Below are 15937 nucleotides of genomic sequence, written 5' to 3'. Positions count from 1 at the left end.
CGCCTCTTCTGTACCGATAATAACGAGGAACATCTTATGAAATATCTGCACCCTGGCCTTGATGGCGCGAAAGTCTCTTACAAGCCGCGTTATGGCAACTATATTGGCGGCGAATTTGTCGATCCGATTGAGGGCCGCTGGTTTACGAATACCTCGCCGGTGACCGGAGAGGTGATTGCCGAGTTCCCGCGCTCCGGGGCGGAAGATATCGAAAAAGCGCTCGACGCCGCCCATGCCGCAGCCGAGAGTTGGGGCAAAACCAGTGTGCAGGATCGCGCCAATGTGCTGCTGAAAATTGCCGATCGCATCGAAGCCAACCTTGAGCTGCTGGCGTTAACGGAAACCTGGGACAACGGGAAGCCTATTCGCGAAACGCTGGGTGCCGATATTCCTCTTGCTGTCGATCACTTCCGCTACTTTGCCGGCTGCGTCCGCGCGCAGGAGGGGACAGCGGCAGAGATCGACAGCAATACCGTCGCCTACCATATCTATGAACCGCTCGGCGTGGTCGGGCAGATTATTCCGTGGAACTTCCCGATCCTGATGGCGGCCTGGAAGCTGGCTCCGGCGCTGGCCGCCGGTAACTGCGTGGTGCTGAAACCCGCTGAACAGACGCCGCTGGGCATCTGCGTGCTGATGGAAGTGATTGGCGATCTGCTGCCGAAAGGGGTGCTGAACGTGGTGCACGGTTTCGGTATGGAAGCGGGCGAGCCGCTGGCGCGCAGCAAGCGCATCGAAAAAATTGCCTTCACCGGCTCAACGCCGATTGGTCGCCATATCCTCGCCTGCGCGGCTGAAAACATCATCCCGAGCACCGTCGAGCTGGGCGGTAAATCCCCCAACATCTACTTTGAAGATGTGCTGAATGGCGACGCCGAGTATATCGACAAAGCGGTTGAGGGCGTGGTGCTCGGCTTCTTCAACCAGGGCGAAGTCTGTACCTGCCCGTCGCGCGTGCTGGTGCAGGAGTCCATCTATCCGCAGTTTGTTGAAAAAGTGATTGCCCGCATGGAGAACATCCGTAAAGGCGACCCGTTCGACACCGAAACCATGATTGGCGCGCAGGCATCTCAGGAGCAGTACGACAAAATCCTCTCCTATATCAACATCGCCCGTGAAGAGGGCGGTGAAATCATCGCCGGCGGCGCGCACCTTGAGCATGGCGAAAAGCTGGAGAAGGGTTACTACATTCAGCCGACGCTTATCAAAGGCCACAACAAAATGCGCTGCTTCCAGGAGGAGATCTTCGGGCCGGTAATCGGTATCACCACCTTTAAAGATGAAGCGGAAGCGCTGCAAATTGCCAATGACACCGAATATGGCTTGGGTGCCGGGCTGTGGACGCTGGATATCAACCGCGCGTGGCGGATGGGGCGTGCGATCAAAGCGGGTCGCGTGTGGACCAACTGCTACCACCTCTATCCGGCGCATGCGGCGTTCGGCGGCTACAAAAACTCGGGCGTGGGGCGTGAAACGCACAAACTGGCGCTCAGTCACTATCAGCAGATCAAAAACCTGCTGGTCAGCTACAGCGGTTCCCCGCTGGGTCTCTATTGATTATCCATCAGGATGAGGATGAGAAAATGCAACTGAAAAGCATGAAGGCCGCCGTCGTGAAGGCGTTTGGTCAACCGTTGGTGATTGAAGAGGTGATGGTGCCCGCCGTGGCGCCGGGCAAAATTCTGGTCAAAATCGCCGCCACCGGGGTGTGTCATACGGATCTGCACGCCGCGGAAGGTGACTGGCCGGTAAAACCCAACCCGCCGTTTATTCCGGGCCATGAAGGCGTCGGCCACGTGGTTGCGGTGGGCGCGGGCGTGACGCATATCAAAGAGGGGGATCGCGTTGGCGTGCCGTGGCTCTACTCGGCCTGCGGGCATTGCGAACACTGCCTCGGCGGTTGGGAGACGCTATGCCATGGTCAGCAGAACTCCGGTTATTCGGTCAACGGCAGCTTCGCCGAATATTGCCTGGCTGACGCTAATTATGTCGGCATCCTGCCGGATAACGTCGGTTTTAACGAAATCGCGCCGATTCTCTGCGCCGGAGTGACGGTCTATAAAGGGCTGAAGATGACCGAAGCCCGCGCCGGGCAGTGGGTGGTGATCTCCGGCATTGGCGGGCTGGGTCACCTGGCGATTCAGTACGCAGTGGCGATGGGGATGAATGTCGCAGCGGTCGATATTGATGATGAGAAACTGGAGTTTGCCCGCCGTCTTGGGGCGTCAGTGGTGGTGAATGCCCTGAACGAGGATCCCGGCACCCGTTTTCACGAGGAGTTTGGTGGTGCGCACGGCGTGCTGGTCACGGCGGTTTCGCCGAAGGCTTTCGCGCAGGCCACTACCATGATGCGCCGCGGCGGCACAATGGTGCTGAACGGTTTGCCGCCGGGGACGTTCGATCTGTCGATCTTCAATATGGTGCTGGATGGCACCACGGTGCGCGGGTCGATTGTCGGTACGCGTAAAGATCTGCAGGAGGCGCTCGATTTCGCCGGGCGCAACAAGGTGCATGCCGAGATCGCCGTGGAGCCGCTGGAGAACATCAACGACATTTTCGATCGCATGCGCGCCGGGAAGATCACCGGCCGTATCGTGGTGGATATGGCGATGTAAAAAAATTGCCGGATGGCGCGTAAACGCTTATCCGGCCTACAGCAACGAAGCCGCCATCCGGCAATGGGCCTGGAATGTTGGATTGGTGGAATGGTTCCGTTCACCAGGCGTCTGGTGGCTGATTTAATTACCGGTGCGGTGAACGGGACAAGGGGAGCGGCCGCGCTCCCCTTGTCAATCCCCGCGGCCCCGCAAGGAAATCGGTGCTGCGCACTGCGCTCACCTCCCGCGTGCCTGACTGCGGCCGGCTCGACTCGACTTGCTCACCCCTACGGGGATTCGCTCCCTGTCTCGGTTCGCCTCTGTCCGCCATCCATGGCGTCCAGACCTTGTCATTCACGCTTCGGTTCGCCGATTTCAGCGGGGGTCAACACCCTCGCTGTGAGACCGGAGGTAAAGGCAATATCGGTGTTGCTGAAGGCTCGTTTTTGTAGGCCGGATAAGGCGTAGCCGCCATCCGGCAATCGGTGCCGCGGAGGAATTGCCGGATGGCGCGTTACACGCTTATCCGGCCTACGCCGTTTCAGTGGCTCCGTTTTTGTAGGCCGGATAAGGCGTAGCCGCTATCCGGCAAGCGGTGCCGCGGAATATGCCGGATGGCGCGTTACACGCTTATCCGGTCTACGCCGTTTCAGTAACGCCGTTTACGTAACCGCCATCCGGCAATCCGCTTACAGCCCGCGTTTCGCCATTAGCGCCGCCAGCTCAACCAGGCGGTTGGAGAATCCCCACTCGTTATCGTACCAGGCGAGGATTTTCACCATATTGCCGCCAATCACCAGCGTCGACAGTCCGTCGATAATCGATGAACGCGCATCGCCCTGATAGTCGCTGGATACCAGCGGCTCATCGCTGTAACCGAGGATCCCTTTAAGCGGCCCGGCGGCTGCCGCTTCGCGGAAGGCGTTATTCACCTCATCTACTGTTACATCGCGCTTCAGCGTCACGGTGAGGTCAACAATCGACACCACCGGCACCGGCACGCGTAACGAATATCCGGTCAGGCGACCTTCGAGTTCCGGGATCACTTTCCCCAGCGCTTTTGCCGCGCCACTGGAGTAGGGGACAATTGACAGCGCCGCCGCGCGCGCGCCGCGCAGATCTTTCTCCGGCTGGTCGTGCAGCGCCTGGCTGTTGGTATAAGCGTGGGTAGTGTTCATCAGGCCATGCTCAATGCCAAAGTGCTGATGCAGCACCTGGGCGGCGGGAGCCAGGCCGTTAGTGGTGCAACTGCCGTTGCTCACCACATGGTGTTTTTGCGGATCGTACTGCCCGTCGTTCACGCCCAGCACAATGGTTAAATCTTCGTTTTTACCCGGCGCGGAGATAATCACCCGCTTTGCGCCGCCGCTGCTGATATGTACTGCCGCTTTCTCACGGTCGGTAAAAAAGCCGGTCGCTTCGATGACAATCTCTGCACCCACGTCGCGCCACGGAATCAGGGCCGGATCGCGCTCGCTAAATACGCGGATCGCTTTGCCATCAACCCTCAGTTCGCCTTCGCCCGCCTCAACCGGCACTGGCAGGGTGCCGGAGAGCGAGTCATACTTCAGCAGGTGCGCGAGGGTTTTACTGTCAGTGAGATCGTTAATCGCCACAATCTCAACCTCGGCATTGCCCAGCGCTGCGCGTAACACGTTGCGGCCGATGCGGCCAAAACCATTAATGCCAACCTTAACCATGATGCTCTCCTTCCATTCGGGATCTGCATTCACTGTAGGCCTGGCATCTTTTGGCGTAAATGACAAAAAAGGATCACTTTACGCCAAAGTGCGGCGGTGGAAACGCTGGCGATATTCGCCGGGGGTGAGGTGCAACTGGCGCTCAAAGGTGCGGCGCAGGTTGATGCTGCTGCCAAAGCCGGTAAGCTGCGCGATGCGCTCCAGCGTGTCGCGGCTCTGTTCGAGCCTGTCGCGCGCGGCGGCAAGGCGCGCTTCGGCCACATAGCGCGCCGGGGAGATGCCTGTTTCGCGGGTAAAGACGCGGGTAAAATTGCGTGGGCTCATCGCCACCTGTTCGGCCAGCGCCTCAACGCTTAAATCCGCCGCCAGGTTTTGCACAATCCAGCTTTGCAGGGTGCTGATTGGCCCGCTGTTTTCCGCCTGCTGCAGATGGTAGCGGCTGAACTGCAACTGCCCGCCGGGGCGGCGCAGATACATCACCAGATCCTGCGCCACATCGCGGGCGAGGGTAAACCCGTAATCCTCCTCCACCAGCGCAAGGGTGAGATCGAACCCGGAGCTGACGCCGCCGGAGGTCCAGACCGGGCCATCCTGAATATAGAGCGGGCCACTCTCGACCGTAATCGTGGGATAGCAACGCTGCATCGTCTCCAGCAGCCGCCAGTGGGTTGTCGCGCGGCGGCCATCCAGCAGGCCCGCCTGCGCCAACAGCATCGCACCGCCGCAGATGGAGACCACGCGGCGCGCGTGGGGGGCGGCAAGACGCAGCCAGTCCACCACCGCCGTGCCTTCCTCTTCATCGTTACCGCGACCGGTGATCATAATGGTGTCCCAGGGCTTGCGCGGATCGATCTCCGGCAGCCGGTGGTCGGCTAACAGGTTTAAACCGGACTGGCCATGGATCACCGGGTGAGGTTGGGTGGTGGCAATACGCAGGGTGTAACGAGGTTCACCGGCACCGTCCGGGTGCAGGCGATTGGCCTGCATCAGAATGTCGGCAATACCGGCGGATTCAAACAGCATGCCGCCATCGGGCACAATAATCAGGAATGTTTTCATGTCCTGAAAAGTACGCTGATAACAAAAGAAGTCAACAGGCGGACAGAAAAATGCCCGGCGCATAAAGGCCGGGCAAGTCAGGCAAGGCACGTAGCGGGAGGGTCTTTACCCTCTGTTACTCATGTTGTTCAGCCAGCTCCTGCACCTGCTGGCGATTCGCCATCCTTGCGACGAGGTATTGCTGGAGCGGATCGAGCTTCGCTTCACGGTGCGTCTGCGGCTCAGTCTCTTCATTACTGGCCACCTGTACCGGTACGAAGGGTTTTTCCAGGCGAGTACGTTCAAACTCATCCTGCACCTGCCAGCCGAGATCGGCGCTGGTGCGCGAATTAACACGGACATTCCTTACACGTTTCAGGTTCTGTTGCATATCTCGTTCCTCATCGGTGACGGCAGCACATCTCGCGAATCGGCGTGCCGACATTGCCGCAATATGTTCCAGGAGTCGTGGGTCATAATGACCGCGCCAGTTAAAATTTACGCCGCTGATGCGCACCATGAGCGTTAAATTAGTTCAGTACGGCTAATCAAAGTGTTAAATCAAGGGATTAGGTCATTCTTATAACAATAACCGTGCTTGTTATGGCGGCTAATTTGCTGCGTAATAACAAGGAATCGCCCTGCCTGACTTTTGCCGTACCGTTTACCTTGGTGTGCGCATACTATTTCTGGCTGATAACGTCTTTAAATTTACCGGAGATTAACCCGTTGTCATTTAAAGCAATTATCAGCCCTAACGAAGTGGGGAATTATTCCACTTCTGCTTTCTGGTTAATTTTGCTGGTGGCGATTTTAGTCAGGAGATTATCAGTATTTTTCTCCTCTTCCAGCGTTTGCGCCAGCAGCTCAGCGGCTTTCTTATAGCCCAACTGTTTTGCCAGCGTGCAGAGCGTGCCGTAAGAGGCAATTTCGTAATGCTCTACTTTTTGCGCCGCGGCAATCAGGCCGGCATCGCGCAGGGTGCCTTTTTCGCTCGCTTCGATCACTTCGTTCGCTTCTTCAACCAGACCTTCCATCGCGTGACATTTCATACGTTTCAGTTTCACGTTGGCTTCTGCTTCCAGCAGCATATCGATACGTTCAATCTGACCGTGGGTCTCTTCGAGGTGCTGTTTAAAGGCCTGTACCAGTTCAGCGTTAGAGGCTTCACGCGCCATTTTGGTCAGTGCGCGCGCCAGCTGCTTCTCGGCGCTGTAAATGTCAGACAAACCATGAATAAAAAGGTCGTTAAGCGTATTAATCTGCATAATATCCACCCAATAATAGCGTTAAAAATAGCGAGCCATCGCTGGCTCGCCAGTTATTAATCTTTAATTTCAAAGCAGTGATTTTCCATCACAGCAATATTAGTTATTGCCAGACTTACGGCCGCCGCTGTGGCTATTCTGGCCGCCTTTTTTCCCTGCTTCGGAAGCGCGCTGCGGATCGTTTTTGAAATTACCGCCGCTCTGTTGACCGCCTTTGCGGCCTGCTTCTGATGCCTTTTCACGATTCTCGGCGAAATTACCTGAGCCACCACGATGTTCAGCCATAATATTTCTCCTGTTTCGTTGTTTCAGTTTAACGACACTTTATTTTTCAGCAGTGTCGCCGGCGTTCGTCATTAAATTTAGACCCGCTTGTGGAATAGTCAAACGGCAGGGGGAGGCAGGCGATCAGGAAAAATATAATATCTGCAACGAGGATATATTTTAATTAGACCAAACGCTCATCTGAAAGGCATCTTTAAAATAAACGACTTAGCGATAAATAAAAGACAAAACCAATAATAACCTACGAAACTATCGGCATTGATTGTCACAAAACATTCTTGCGCTGCGCTTTTTTTGACAAAAATTTACGTTCGAAAGGGGGTGATATATCACTTTTGCTTATGGTTTTGAGAGAAATCTTAGGCTTACGAATAAATATATCGTGGCCGTTTGGCTCAGCGGGGCGGCAGGGTCTACGTTTAAACCTTAATAACCGATACGCCACCCGAACAGGGGCGACGATGCGCGCTGAAAAGCGCGACCGATTGCACCGGGAGTGGACGTACAGCCCTTTATTGGTGAGGAAGTAACATGAGCCTGCAAAAATGTACCGTCATTTATGATGGTAAGCCCCTTATTGGCCCGGCGGACATGCCGCTGATCCCCTTCCTTGAACACTGTAATGTGAAACTGCCCCACGTCTGTTATCACCCGGCGCTCGATCCGCTGCAAACCTGCGATGTCTGCTGGGTGGAATCGGAAGGAGAGCTGGTACGCGGCTGTACCTTGCGTAGCCGCGAAGGGATGGTGATCACCTCGGCAAACGAACCTGCCCGCGCAGCGCGCGAAGAGGGGATGGATCGGCTACTGGCAAAACATGAACTCTACTGCACCGTCTGCGAACACAACACCGGCGACTGCACGCTGCATAACACCGTGGTGGATATGCATATCCCGATCCAGCGCTATGCGTTTGAGCGCAAACCCTATGTCAAAGATCACTCCAACCCCTTTTACACCTACGATCCCGATCAGTGCATTCTCTGCGGCCGCTGTGTGGATGCCTGTCAGAATGTTGAAGTGAACGAAACCCTGAGCATCGATTACACCATGGAGCACCCGCGCGTGTTATGGGACGGCGGTACACAGATTGCCGGATCCAGCTGTGTAAGCTGCGGGCACTGCGTGACGGTCTGCCCCTGTAATGCGCTGATGGAGAAGAGCATGCAGCCCGACGCCGGGCCGTTCACCTCAATGCGCCAGTCGCTGAAGCGCCCGCTGATCGACATCATCAAAACCCTGGAGAACTCCACCGGGGCGGAGATTATCTCCGGCGTCTCGGTGATCGACACCCATCTGCGTCAGCAGGAGATTAAACGCACCAAAACCGTCTGCACATACTGCGGCGTCGGCTGCTCCTTCGAGATGTGGACCCGCGATCGCCACCTGTTAAAGGTGCAGCCGAGCGTTGAAGCGCCGGTCAACAGCATCTCCACCTGCGTGAAGGGTAAATTTGCGTGGGACTTTATCAACAGCCCGGAGCGCATCACCACGCCGCTAATTCGTGAAAACGGGCGCTTCCGCCCGGCAAGCTGGGATGAGGCGCTCGATCTGGTCGCGAAACGTCTGCTCTCCATCCGCGATAACGCTGGCGCGGAGAGCATCGGTTTTATCGGCTCCAGCAAAGGCAGCAACGAAGAGGCCTACCTGACGCAGAAAATTGCCCGCGCGATTATTGGCACCAACAGCGTCGATAACTCCTCCCGCTACTGCCAGAACCCGGCAACAGAAGGGCTGTTCCGCACCGTTGGTTACGGCGGCGATGCCGGTACCATTGAAGATCTCATTAAGGCCGATCTGGTGATCATCGTTGGCAGCAACACCGCCGAAAACCATCCGGTGATCGCCTCGCGTCTGAAAGCGGCGAAAAAGCACCACGGGCAGCAGTGGCTGGTGGTCGATCCGCGTCGTCACGAAATGGCCGAGCGCGCCGACCTGCACCTGCGCATTCAGCCTGGAAGCGATCTCGCCTGGGCCAGCGCCATGTCGCGCTACATGTTTGATAACGGCTATGCCGATGAGGCGTTTCTCGCCAGTAGGGTCAACAAGGTGGAGGAGTATCGCCAGTCGCTGGCCCCCTTCACACTTGATTTTGCCGCCGAACAGACCGGCATTCCCCTCGATCAGCTCACCCGCGCCGCCGAAATGATCGGCAAGGCCGGGAGCGTCTGCATTATGTGGGCGATGGGCATCACGCAGCACAGCCACGGTGCGGATGCCAGCACCGCGCTCTCCAATCTGTTACTGGTGACGGGCAATTACGGGCGGCCTGGCACTGGCGGCTATCCGATGCGCGGACATAATAATGTGCAGGGGGCGAGCGATTTTGGCTGCCTGAAAAACTTCTACCCCGGGTATGAGTCGGTCAGCGATCCTGCCGTGCGCGCGAAATGGGCCAACGCCTGGGGCGTGCCGGCAGAAAGGCTCTCGCTGGAGGTGGGGGAGGACAACTTTATGATGGTCAAGATGGCGCGCGAAAAGCAGATCCGCGCCATGTATGTGATTGGCGAAGATACCGCCTTTGCGGATGCCGATGCTCGCAGTGTGCATGAAGGCTTCACTGACCTCGACTTCCTGGTGGTGCAGGATCTCTTTCTCAGCCGCACCGCGCAGTTTGCCGACGTGGTGCTGCCCGGCTGCCCGAGCGTGGAAAAAGAGGGCAGCTTCGTCAATACCGAGCGGCGCATCCAGCGCTTCTACCCGGTAATGCCACCGCTTGGCGACAGCCGCCCGGACTGGCAGATCCTCACCCAGTTGGCCGCGCGTATGGGCTATGACTGGGGGTATCAACATCCGCAGGAGATTATGCATGAGGCGGCGAGTATTGCGGAGAGCTTCGCGGGCGTCAGCTATCAGCGCCTTGAAGGGTGGAAATCGCAGATCTGGCCGGTGAAGGCGGATGGCAGCAGCACGCCGCTGCTCTATACCGAGCGCTTCAACACGCCGGATGGCCGCGCCAGTCTCTACCCGTTAAGCTGGAGTGCGCCGGAAGAGAGCGCCGATGACGAATACGATCTGCATCTTAACAATGGCCGTATGCTGGAGCATTTCCAGTCGACCAACCAGAGCGGGCAGGGCGGACGCACCACCAGCCTGTCGCCAAACTGGTTTGTTGAGGTCAGCCCGACCCTTGCCGCCGCGCGCGGGTTGCAGGAGGGAAGCTGGGTGAAACTCACCTCCCGACGCGGTGAGATCGACGTGCCGGTGGTGATCACCGATCGCGTGGCGGGCAATGAACTCTTTATCCCTATTCATCACGGCAAAGAGGGCGTCAATATCCTTACCGGCGAGCACCACGATCCGCAGGTGAATACCCCGGCCTACAAAGAGCTGGCGGTGCGCCTGACGCTGCTCGATCGCCCGCCGCTGCCGGATCCGCTACCGAAACACAATTTCCGCCACGGCAGCCGCACGCCGATTGATAAGGTGCCTGTCGAAGAGAAGTGGCAGCGCGACGACTACCGCCAGCCTCTCGCAAGCGAACCCCATCCGGAGAAATTTTAATGGCTAAAGCAATTGATTATCAGCCGGAGCCGGCCAAAATCGGCCCCGACGCCCATGAAGAGCTGGAGCGTCTACTCCAGACATTGCACAAACACGGCGTGCTGCGCCTCGCCAACGATGTGGTTGGTGCCAATAACGAAATCGCCGAGGTGTTAGTAAAGGGCTTGCAGCGCGAAGGCACGCTCAACGCCCTGCAAAATATCTCGGTGCTGCTGATGGCGCTCTCCAGCGTCTCGCCGGACAAGATGTACAAGCTGGCCTTTGGCCTGCGCGATATGGCTGAAGCCTTCAGCCAGCCGCCGTCGCAGGAGCAGCATAAAGCGCCGGGCGTGCAGGGTGTGTGGAAGATGTTGCAGGACGATGAGTTGTGGGGCGCCGTGCAGCCGCTGTTACAGGGGCTGAAAGCTTTTTCGCGGCGCATGGAGGAGCCGGTGGATAAACCGATCTCCGCCTTCACCGGCAAACCCAGCGACGCGTAATGAGCCAGGAGCTCGCTCTGCTGCTGGCGCGCAGCCAGTTTGCCTTCACCATCGGCTTTCATATTGTGCTGGCGGCCTTCACCCTCGGCCTCGCGCTGTTTCTGATGTTTCTGGAAGGGATGTGGCTGTGGCGCAGGCAGCCAGTGTGGCTCTCGCTCTGGCGCTACTGGAGCAAGATCTTCGCCCTCAACGTGGCGGTCGGCGTGGTCACCGGCGTGGTGATGGAGTTTGTCTTCGGCACCAACTGGAGCGCACTCTCCAGCCGCGCCGGGGCGATACTCGGGCCGATGATGTATATGGAGATCCTCGTCGCCTTCTTCCTCGAGGCAGGGTTTATGGGGGTGATGCTCTTCGGTATGGGCCGGGTGCGCCCGTGGGTGCACTTTATGGCTACCACCATTGTCGCCATCGGTACGCTGTTTAGCGCCTTCTGGATCCTTGCGGCCAACTCATGGATGCAGACGCCGGACGGCTATACCCTGGCAGCCGACGGGCGTTTTCTGCCCGTCGACTGGTGGGCGGCTATTTTCAACCCCTCTTTCCCGTGGCGGCTGGCGCATATGACGGTGGCGGCGCTGCTCGGCACCGCCTGCCTGGTGGCAGCCTGCGGTGCATGGCATCTGCTGCGCGACGCACGCGCTCTGCCCGCCCGCAAAATGTTCTCGCTGGCGATGTGGATGCTGGTACTGCTGGCACCTTTGCAGGTGGTGCTGGGCGATCTGCACGGCGAGAACACCCGCGATCATCAACCGATCAAACTGGCGGCGATGGAGGGCGCGTGGGATCCGCCACCGGCGGGTGAGGGCGAGCCGCTGCGCCTCTTTGCGCTGCCGGATATGCAGGCGCGGCGTAACCATTACGAAGTCGCCATCCCCAACATTGGCTCGCTCTATCTGCGGCACAATTTGCAGGGGCGCATCCATACGCTGAATCAGTATCCGGCGGCGGATCTGCCGTGGGTGCCGGGCGTATTCTGGGCCTTTCGCCTGATGGTTGGCCTCGGTCTGCTGATGCTGGCATGCGGGATCGCAGGCCTGGTGGTGCGCCTGCGCGGCAGGTTGTGGCAGGCGCGCTGGTTGCAGCGCGTGATGGTGCTGATGGCTCCGGCTGGCTTTGTGGCGATGCTCGCTGGCTGGTGGGTAACAGAAACCGGACGCCAGCCGTGGAGCGTGTATGGCGTGTTGCGCACCGCAGAGAGCGTCTCGCCGGTTAGCGGGCATCTGGTGCTCGGCTCGCTTATCGCCACCGTGCTGGTCTATTTACTGGTCTTCGCCCTCGGCCTGTGGTTTTTACTGAAACTGATGTCGCACTTGCCCACTGAGGATGAGCCGGGCGCGGCACCGGAAGTGGCGCAGCGTAGCGGCAAGGGGGAGCAGTAGCATGTTAACGATCCTCGGTTTTCCCTGGCTTGAAACGCTTTCCGCCGTAGCGCTGGCGGGCAGTCTGCTGATCTACGTGCTACTTGATGGCACCGATCTCGGTGCCGGGATCCTTACCGCCTTTCAGCGCAGCCCGCAGGCGCGGCAGGATATCAACCTTTCGCTGCTGCCGGTGTGGGACGGGAATGAAACCTGGCTGGTGCTGGCGGCGGGTGGCCTTCTCGGCCTCTTTCCGCTGGCGTATGGCATTGTGCTGAGCGCGCTCTATATTCCGCTGTTTGTGATGATGCTGGCGCTGGTGGTGCGCGGCATGGCGATTGAGTTTCGCCCCCACGCGCCGCGGCTTTTTGACGCGATGCTCTTTAGCGGCTCACTTCTTTCCGCGCTGGCGCAGGGTGTGGTAGTCGGTGCCCTGATGCAGGGTATCACTACCGACGGGCAGCAGTTTACCGGGACCGGGTTTGAGTGGCTGCGGCCTTTCCCCCTTTACTGCGGCGTGGCGCTGGCGCTGGGCTATGCGTGGCTCGGTGCGGGCTGGCTGGTGTGGCGCATGACGGGCGAACTGCGCGCCTGGGCGCGGCGGCTTTTGCCATGGCTGGCGCTGGTCAGCCTGTTAATGGTGGCGGGGCTGCTGGTGTGGTGCGCGCAGTTGCAGGAGAGCTGGCGGCAGCATCTGCTCAACCCATTCTTATGGGGGCCCTCTCTTGCCGTGGCGCTTGCGGGTATGGCGCTGTTTATTGTTGGCCTGCGCAAAGGGCGTGATTTTTTGCCGCTGCTCGGCGTGCTGGTGATGGTCAGCGTGGCCTTTTGCCTGCTCGCCTTCACGCTCTTTCCGTGGATCGTGCCGCCGCATCTTACTCTCAGCCAGGCGGCGGCCCCGCCCACCACGCAAAAATTCCTGCTGATCAGTTATGGCGTGCTGGTGCCGGTGACGCTGCTCTACAACACGTGGGGATTTCGGCTATTTAGTGGAAAAATTGGCGGCTAGTTTGGCAAAAGCAGTCTATAAGAATAGGGGCGATGGTTTCTACAACGGCACTACGCAGAGAGGGCTTCATGTCCAGAGCAAAAGCGTACAACCTGAAACAGGCGTATCAGATGGCGACATCGGGCAAATATCAGCAGGTCGAGCTGGCGTTTGATGTCGATGCCGATACCTTTTTTATGTTAACCACCAACTATGGCTTGAGCGGGGCGAAGATCGAACGCCACGATCGCCATTTTGTGCTGACGCTGGAGCAGGAGACTTCCCACACCTCGGGCTAAAATGCCACGCAACTGTCACACCGGCGTGACAATCATCCCTTTTAATGACCGCAAGCCTGCCGGAAAGCCTGCGGCTTGATCTGTTGTTACCCGAATTTTTGGCGGCCCTTTTGCCGCCGCACTCAACTCGTTATCACACACTTTTCCCGGCAGCCCGCCGGGATTTTTTTGCCAAAAAAAAAGCCTGCGCCCCTTTTCAGGCGGCGCAGGCGTGTATGGTGAGGCAAGCTTACAGCAGGTCGAAGCGATCCAGATTCATCACTTTCGTCCAGGCAGCGACGAAGTCAGTGACAAACTTCTCTTTACCGTCGGCGCTGGCATAGACTTCCGCCAGGGCGCGCAGTACCGAGTTGGAGCCAAACACCAGGTCGGCGCGGGTGGCGGTAAATTTCACCTCACCGCTGCGACGATCGCGGCCGTCGAACAGTTCGCTTCTCTCGTCGCTCGCCTGCCAGACGGTGCGCATATCGAGCAGGTTAACGAAGAAGTCGGTGTTCAGCACGCCCACGTTGTCGGTAAAGACGCCGTGTTTGCTGCCATCATAGTTGGCACCCAGCGCACGCAGGCCGCCAACCAGCGCGGTCATCTCCGGCGCGGTTAAGGTCAGTTGCTGGGCTTTATCCACCAGCAGCGTTTCGGTGCTGACGCCATCCCAGACGCGGCGATAGTTACGGAAACCATCGGCCAGCGGCTCCATCAAGGCAAAGGAGTCGACGTCGGTCTGATCCTGACGCGCATCCACCCGGCCTGGCGTGAAGGGAACGGTGATCTGCACCCCGGCGGCGGCTGCCGCTTTTTCCACCCCAACCACACCTGCCAGCACAATTACATCCGCCAGCGACGCTTTGCCGGAGGTTTGCTGAATGCTTTGCAGGGCAGGCAGCGCTTTCGCCGCAATGGCATTCACTTCCCAGCCGTTCTGCGGGGCCAGCGCCAGACGCGCGCCGTTAGCACCGCCGCGTTTGTCGCCACCACGGAAGGTGGAGGCCGACGCCCAGGCGACAGAGACCAGCTCGCTCACCGACAGGCCAGATTCGGCAATCGCCGCTTTCAGGCTGGCAATATCGGCACCGTTTGGCTGATGCACTGCCGCTGGCAGCGGATCCTGCCAGATCAGATCTTCTTTCGGTACTTCCGGGCCAATGTAGCGTGATTTCGGCCCCATATCGCGGTGGGTCAGCTTGAACCACGCACGGGCAAACGCTTCGTTAAACGCCTGCGGATCGTTGAGGAAGCGGCGGGAAATTTTCTCGAACTCCGGGTCAAAACGCAGCGTCAGGTCAGTCACCAGCATCGTCGGTTTGCGTTTCTTCTCCGGGTCGAATGGATCCGGGATGACGGCATCGGCATCGGCCGCTTCAAACTGGATCGCGCCGCCCGGGCTGCGGGTCTGTACCCACTCATATTTGAACAGGTTCTCGAAGAAGTAGTGGCTCCACTGCGTCGGGGTTTGCGTCCAGGCCACTTCCAGCCCGGAGGTGATGGCATCTGCGCCAACGCCGCTGCCATAACTGCTGCTCCAGCCAAGCCCTTGCGCTTCCAGCGGCGCGGTTTCCGGGTCGGCACCGACATAATCCGGCGCATGGGCCGCACCGTGGGTTTTGCCCAGCGTATGACCACCGGCAATCAGCGCCACGGTCTCTTCGTCATTCATACCCATATTGCCAAAGGTCGCGCGGATCGCGGCGGCGGCGGAGATCGGTTCCCCGCTGGCGTTTGGCCCTTCCGGGTTAACGTAAATCAGGCCCATCTCGGTCGCACCAATAGCGGCCTGCGCCAGGCTTTCCGGGTGGCGGTGGGTCAGCCACTCTTTCTCGCTGCCCCAGTCCACGTCCATATCCGGTTCCCAGACATCTTCGCGGCCTGCGCCAAAACCAAAGGTACGGAAGCCGGAGTTCTCCAGCGCAACGTTACCGGCGAGGATCATCAGGTCGGCCCAGGAGATCTGTTGACCATACTTCTGTTTAACCGGCCACAGCAGGCGGCGGGCTTTATCGAGGCTAACGTTATCAGGCCAGGAGTTGAGCGGGGCGAAACGCTGCTGACCACGGCCAGAGCCGCCGCGTCCGTCAACGGTGCGGTAGGTACCGGCGCTGTGCCAGGCCATACGAATAAAGAGACCAATGTAGCTGCCCCAGTCTGCGGGCCACCACTCCTGGGAGTCGGTGAGCACGCCGCGAATATCGGCTTTCAGGGCGCTGTAATCGAGTTGTTTAAAGGCTTCGCGGTAGTTGAACTGCTCGCCCAGCGGGTTCGAGCGGCTGGAGTGCTGATTTAACAGATCGACACGCAGCTGGTTCGGCCACCAGTCACGGTTGGTGGTAGGGCCGCTGCTTTTCGTTTCCGGCTTGCTGGCTTCATGATGAAACGGGCATTTGCCCATTCCGGCATCGCGGTTAGTCTCGTCTGACGTGCTCATAA

Annotated in this window: 13 protein-coding genes; 7 read left to right on the top strand and 6 right to left on the bottom strand. The window is 58.8% G+C overall.

Annotated elements, in window-relative coordinates; all coding sequences use genetic code 11:
• Positions 1 to 36 precede the first annotated feature (36 nt).
• Positions 37 to 1557, top strand: coding sequence for an acetaldehyde dehydrogenase ExaC (gene exaC, locus ACWPW2_RS10940; RefSeq protein WP_454122975.1), 1521 nt, complete (start codon positions 37 to 39; stop codon positions 1555 to 1557).
• A 26-nt stretch (positions 1558 to 1583) separates the two neighbouring features.
• Positions 1584 to 2615: an alcohol dehydrogenase AdhP gene (gene adhP, locus ACWPW2_RS10935; RefSeq protein ID WP_279793344.1), complete on the top strand. Its 1032-nt coding sequence runs from the start codon at positions 1584 to 1586 to the stop codon at positions 2613 to 2615.
• 671 nt (positions 2616 to 3286) lie between these two features.
• On the opposite strand, the gene gap is transcribed toward adhP, so the two are convergent.
• From gap to ACWPW2_RS10910, 5 genes are all read right to left on the bottom strand, one after another.
• Positions 3287 to 4297 (bottom strand): type I glyceraldehyde-3-phosphate dehydrogenase, encoded by a 1011-nt coding sequence (gap, locus tag ACWPW2_RS10930; protein ID WP_454122972.1) that lies wholly within the window; start codon positions 4295 to 4297, stop codon positions 3287 to 3289.
• A 78-nt stretch (positions 4298 to 4375) separates the two neighbouring features.
• Entirely contained in the window at positions 4376 to 5356 is a 981-nt protein-coding gene (locus tag ACWPW2_RS10925; protein WP_454122970.1) for a GlxA family transcriptional regulator, read from the bottom strand.
• 115 nt (positions 5357 to 5471) lie between these two features.
• On the bottom strand, positions 5472 to 5726 hold the full coding sequence (locus ACWPW2_RS10920; protein ID WP_454122968.1) for a hypothetical protein: 255 nt from the start codon (positions 5724 to 5726) through the stop codon (positions 5472 to 5474).
• 379 nt (positions 5727 to 6105) lie between these two features.
• Positions 6106 to 6603, bottom strand: a complete 498-nt coding sequence (locus ACWPW2_RS10915; protein ID WP_034812573.1) for a YciE/YciF ferroxidase family protein — start codon at positions 6601 to 6603, stop codon at positions 6106 to 6108.
• A 99-nt stretch (positions 6604 to 6702) separates the two neighbouring features.
• The gene (locus tag ACWPW2_RS10910) at positions 6703 to 6888 is read right to left on the bottom strand and encodes a con-10 family general stress protein (protein WP_034812569.1); all 186 of its coding nucleotides are present in this window, start codon (positions 6886 to 6888) and stop codon (positions 6703 to 6705) included.
• A 531-nt stretch (positions 6889 to 7419) separates the two neighbouring features.
• On the opposite strand from ACWPW2_RS10910, the gene fdhF reads away from it, so the two are divergent.
• The 5 genes from fdhF to ACWPW2_RS10885 all read left to right on the top strand — a co-directional run bounded on the left by fdhF (position 7420) and on the right by ACWPW2_RS10885 (position 13516).
• Positions 7420 to 10392 (top strand): formate dehydrogenase subunit alpha, encoded by a 2973-nt coding sequence (fdhF, locus tag ACWPW2_RS10905; RefSeq protein ID WP_454122965.1) that lies wholly within the window; start codon positions 7420 to 7422, stop codon positions 10390 to 10392.
• A complete protein-coding gene (locus ACWPW2_RS10900; protein ID WP_034812566.1) occupies positions 10392 to 10871 on the top strand; it encodes a DUF1641 domain-containing protein in 480 nt (159 codons plus the stop codon). The genes fdhF and ACWPW2_RS10900 overlap by 1 nt, the downstream gene beginning before the upstream one ends.
• The gene (locus ACWPW2_RS10895) at positions 10871 to 12250 is read left to right on the top strand and encodes a cytochrome ubiquinol oxidase subunit I (RefSeq protein WP_454122963.1); all 1380 of its coding nucleotides are present in this window, start codon (positions 10871 to 10873) and stop codon (positions 12248 to 12250) included. Before ACWPW2_RS10900 ends, ACWPW2_RS10895 begins: the two co-directional genes overlap by 1 nt.
• Position 12251: 1 nt before the next feature.
• Positions 12252 to 13238, top strand: a complete 987-nt coding sequence (locus ACWPW2_RS10890) for a cytochrome d ubiquinol oxidase subunit II (protein ID WP_454122961.1) — start codon at positions 12252 to 12254, stop codon at positions 13236 to 13238.
• Between the two features lie 68 nt (positions 13239 to 13306).
• Entirely contained in the window at positions 13307 to 13516 is a 210-nt protein-coding gene (locus ACWPW2_RS10885; RefSeq protein WP_034812560.1) for a hypothetical protein, read from the top strand.
• Between the two features lie 229 nt (positions 13517 to 13745).
• Here ACWPW2_RS10885 and katG read toward each other — a convergent pair whose 3' ends face one another.
• Positions 13746 to 15935, bottom strand: a complete 2190-nt coding sequence (gene katG, locus ACWPW2_RS10880) for a catalase/peroxidase HPI (protein ID WP_454122958.1) — start codon at positions 15933 to 15935, stop codon at positions 13746 to 13748.
• Positions 15936 to 15937 lie beyond the last annotated feature (2 nt).

It is taken from the genome of Kosakonia sp. Marseille-Q7440, from assembly GCF_965119485.1.
This window is presented reverse-complemented; position numbering and strand designations above follow the sequence as displayed.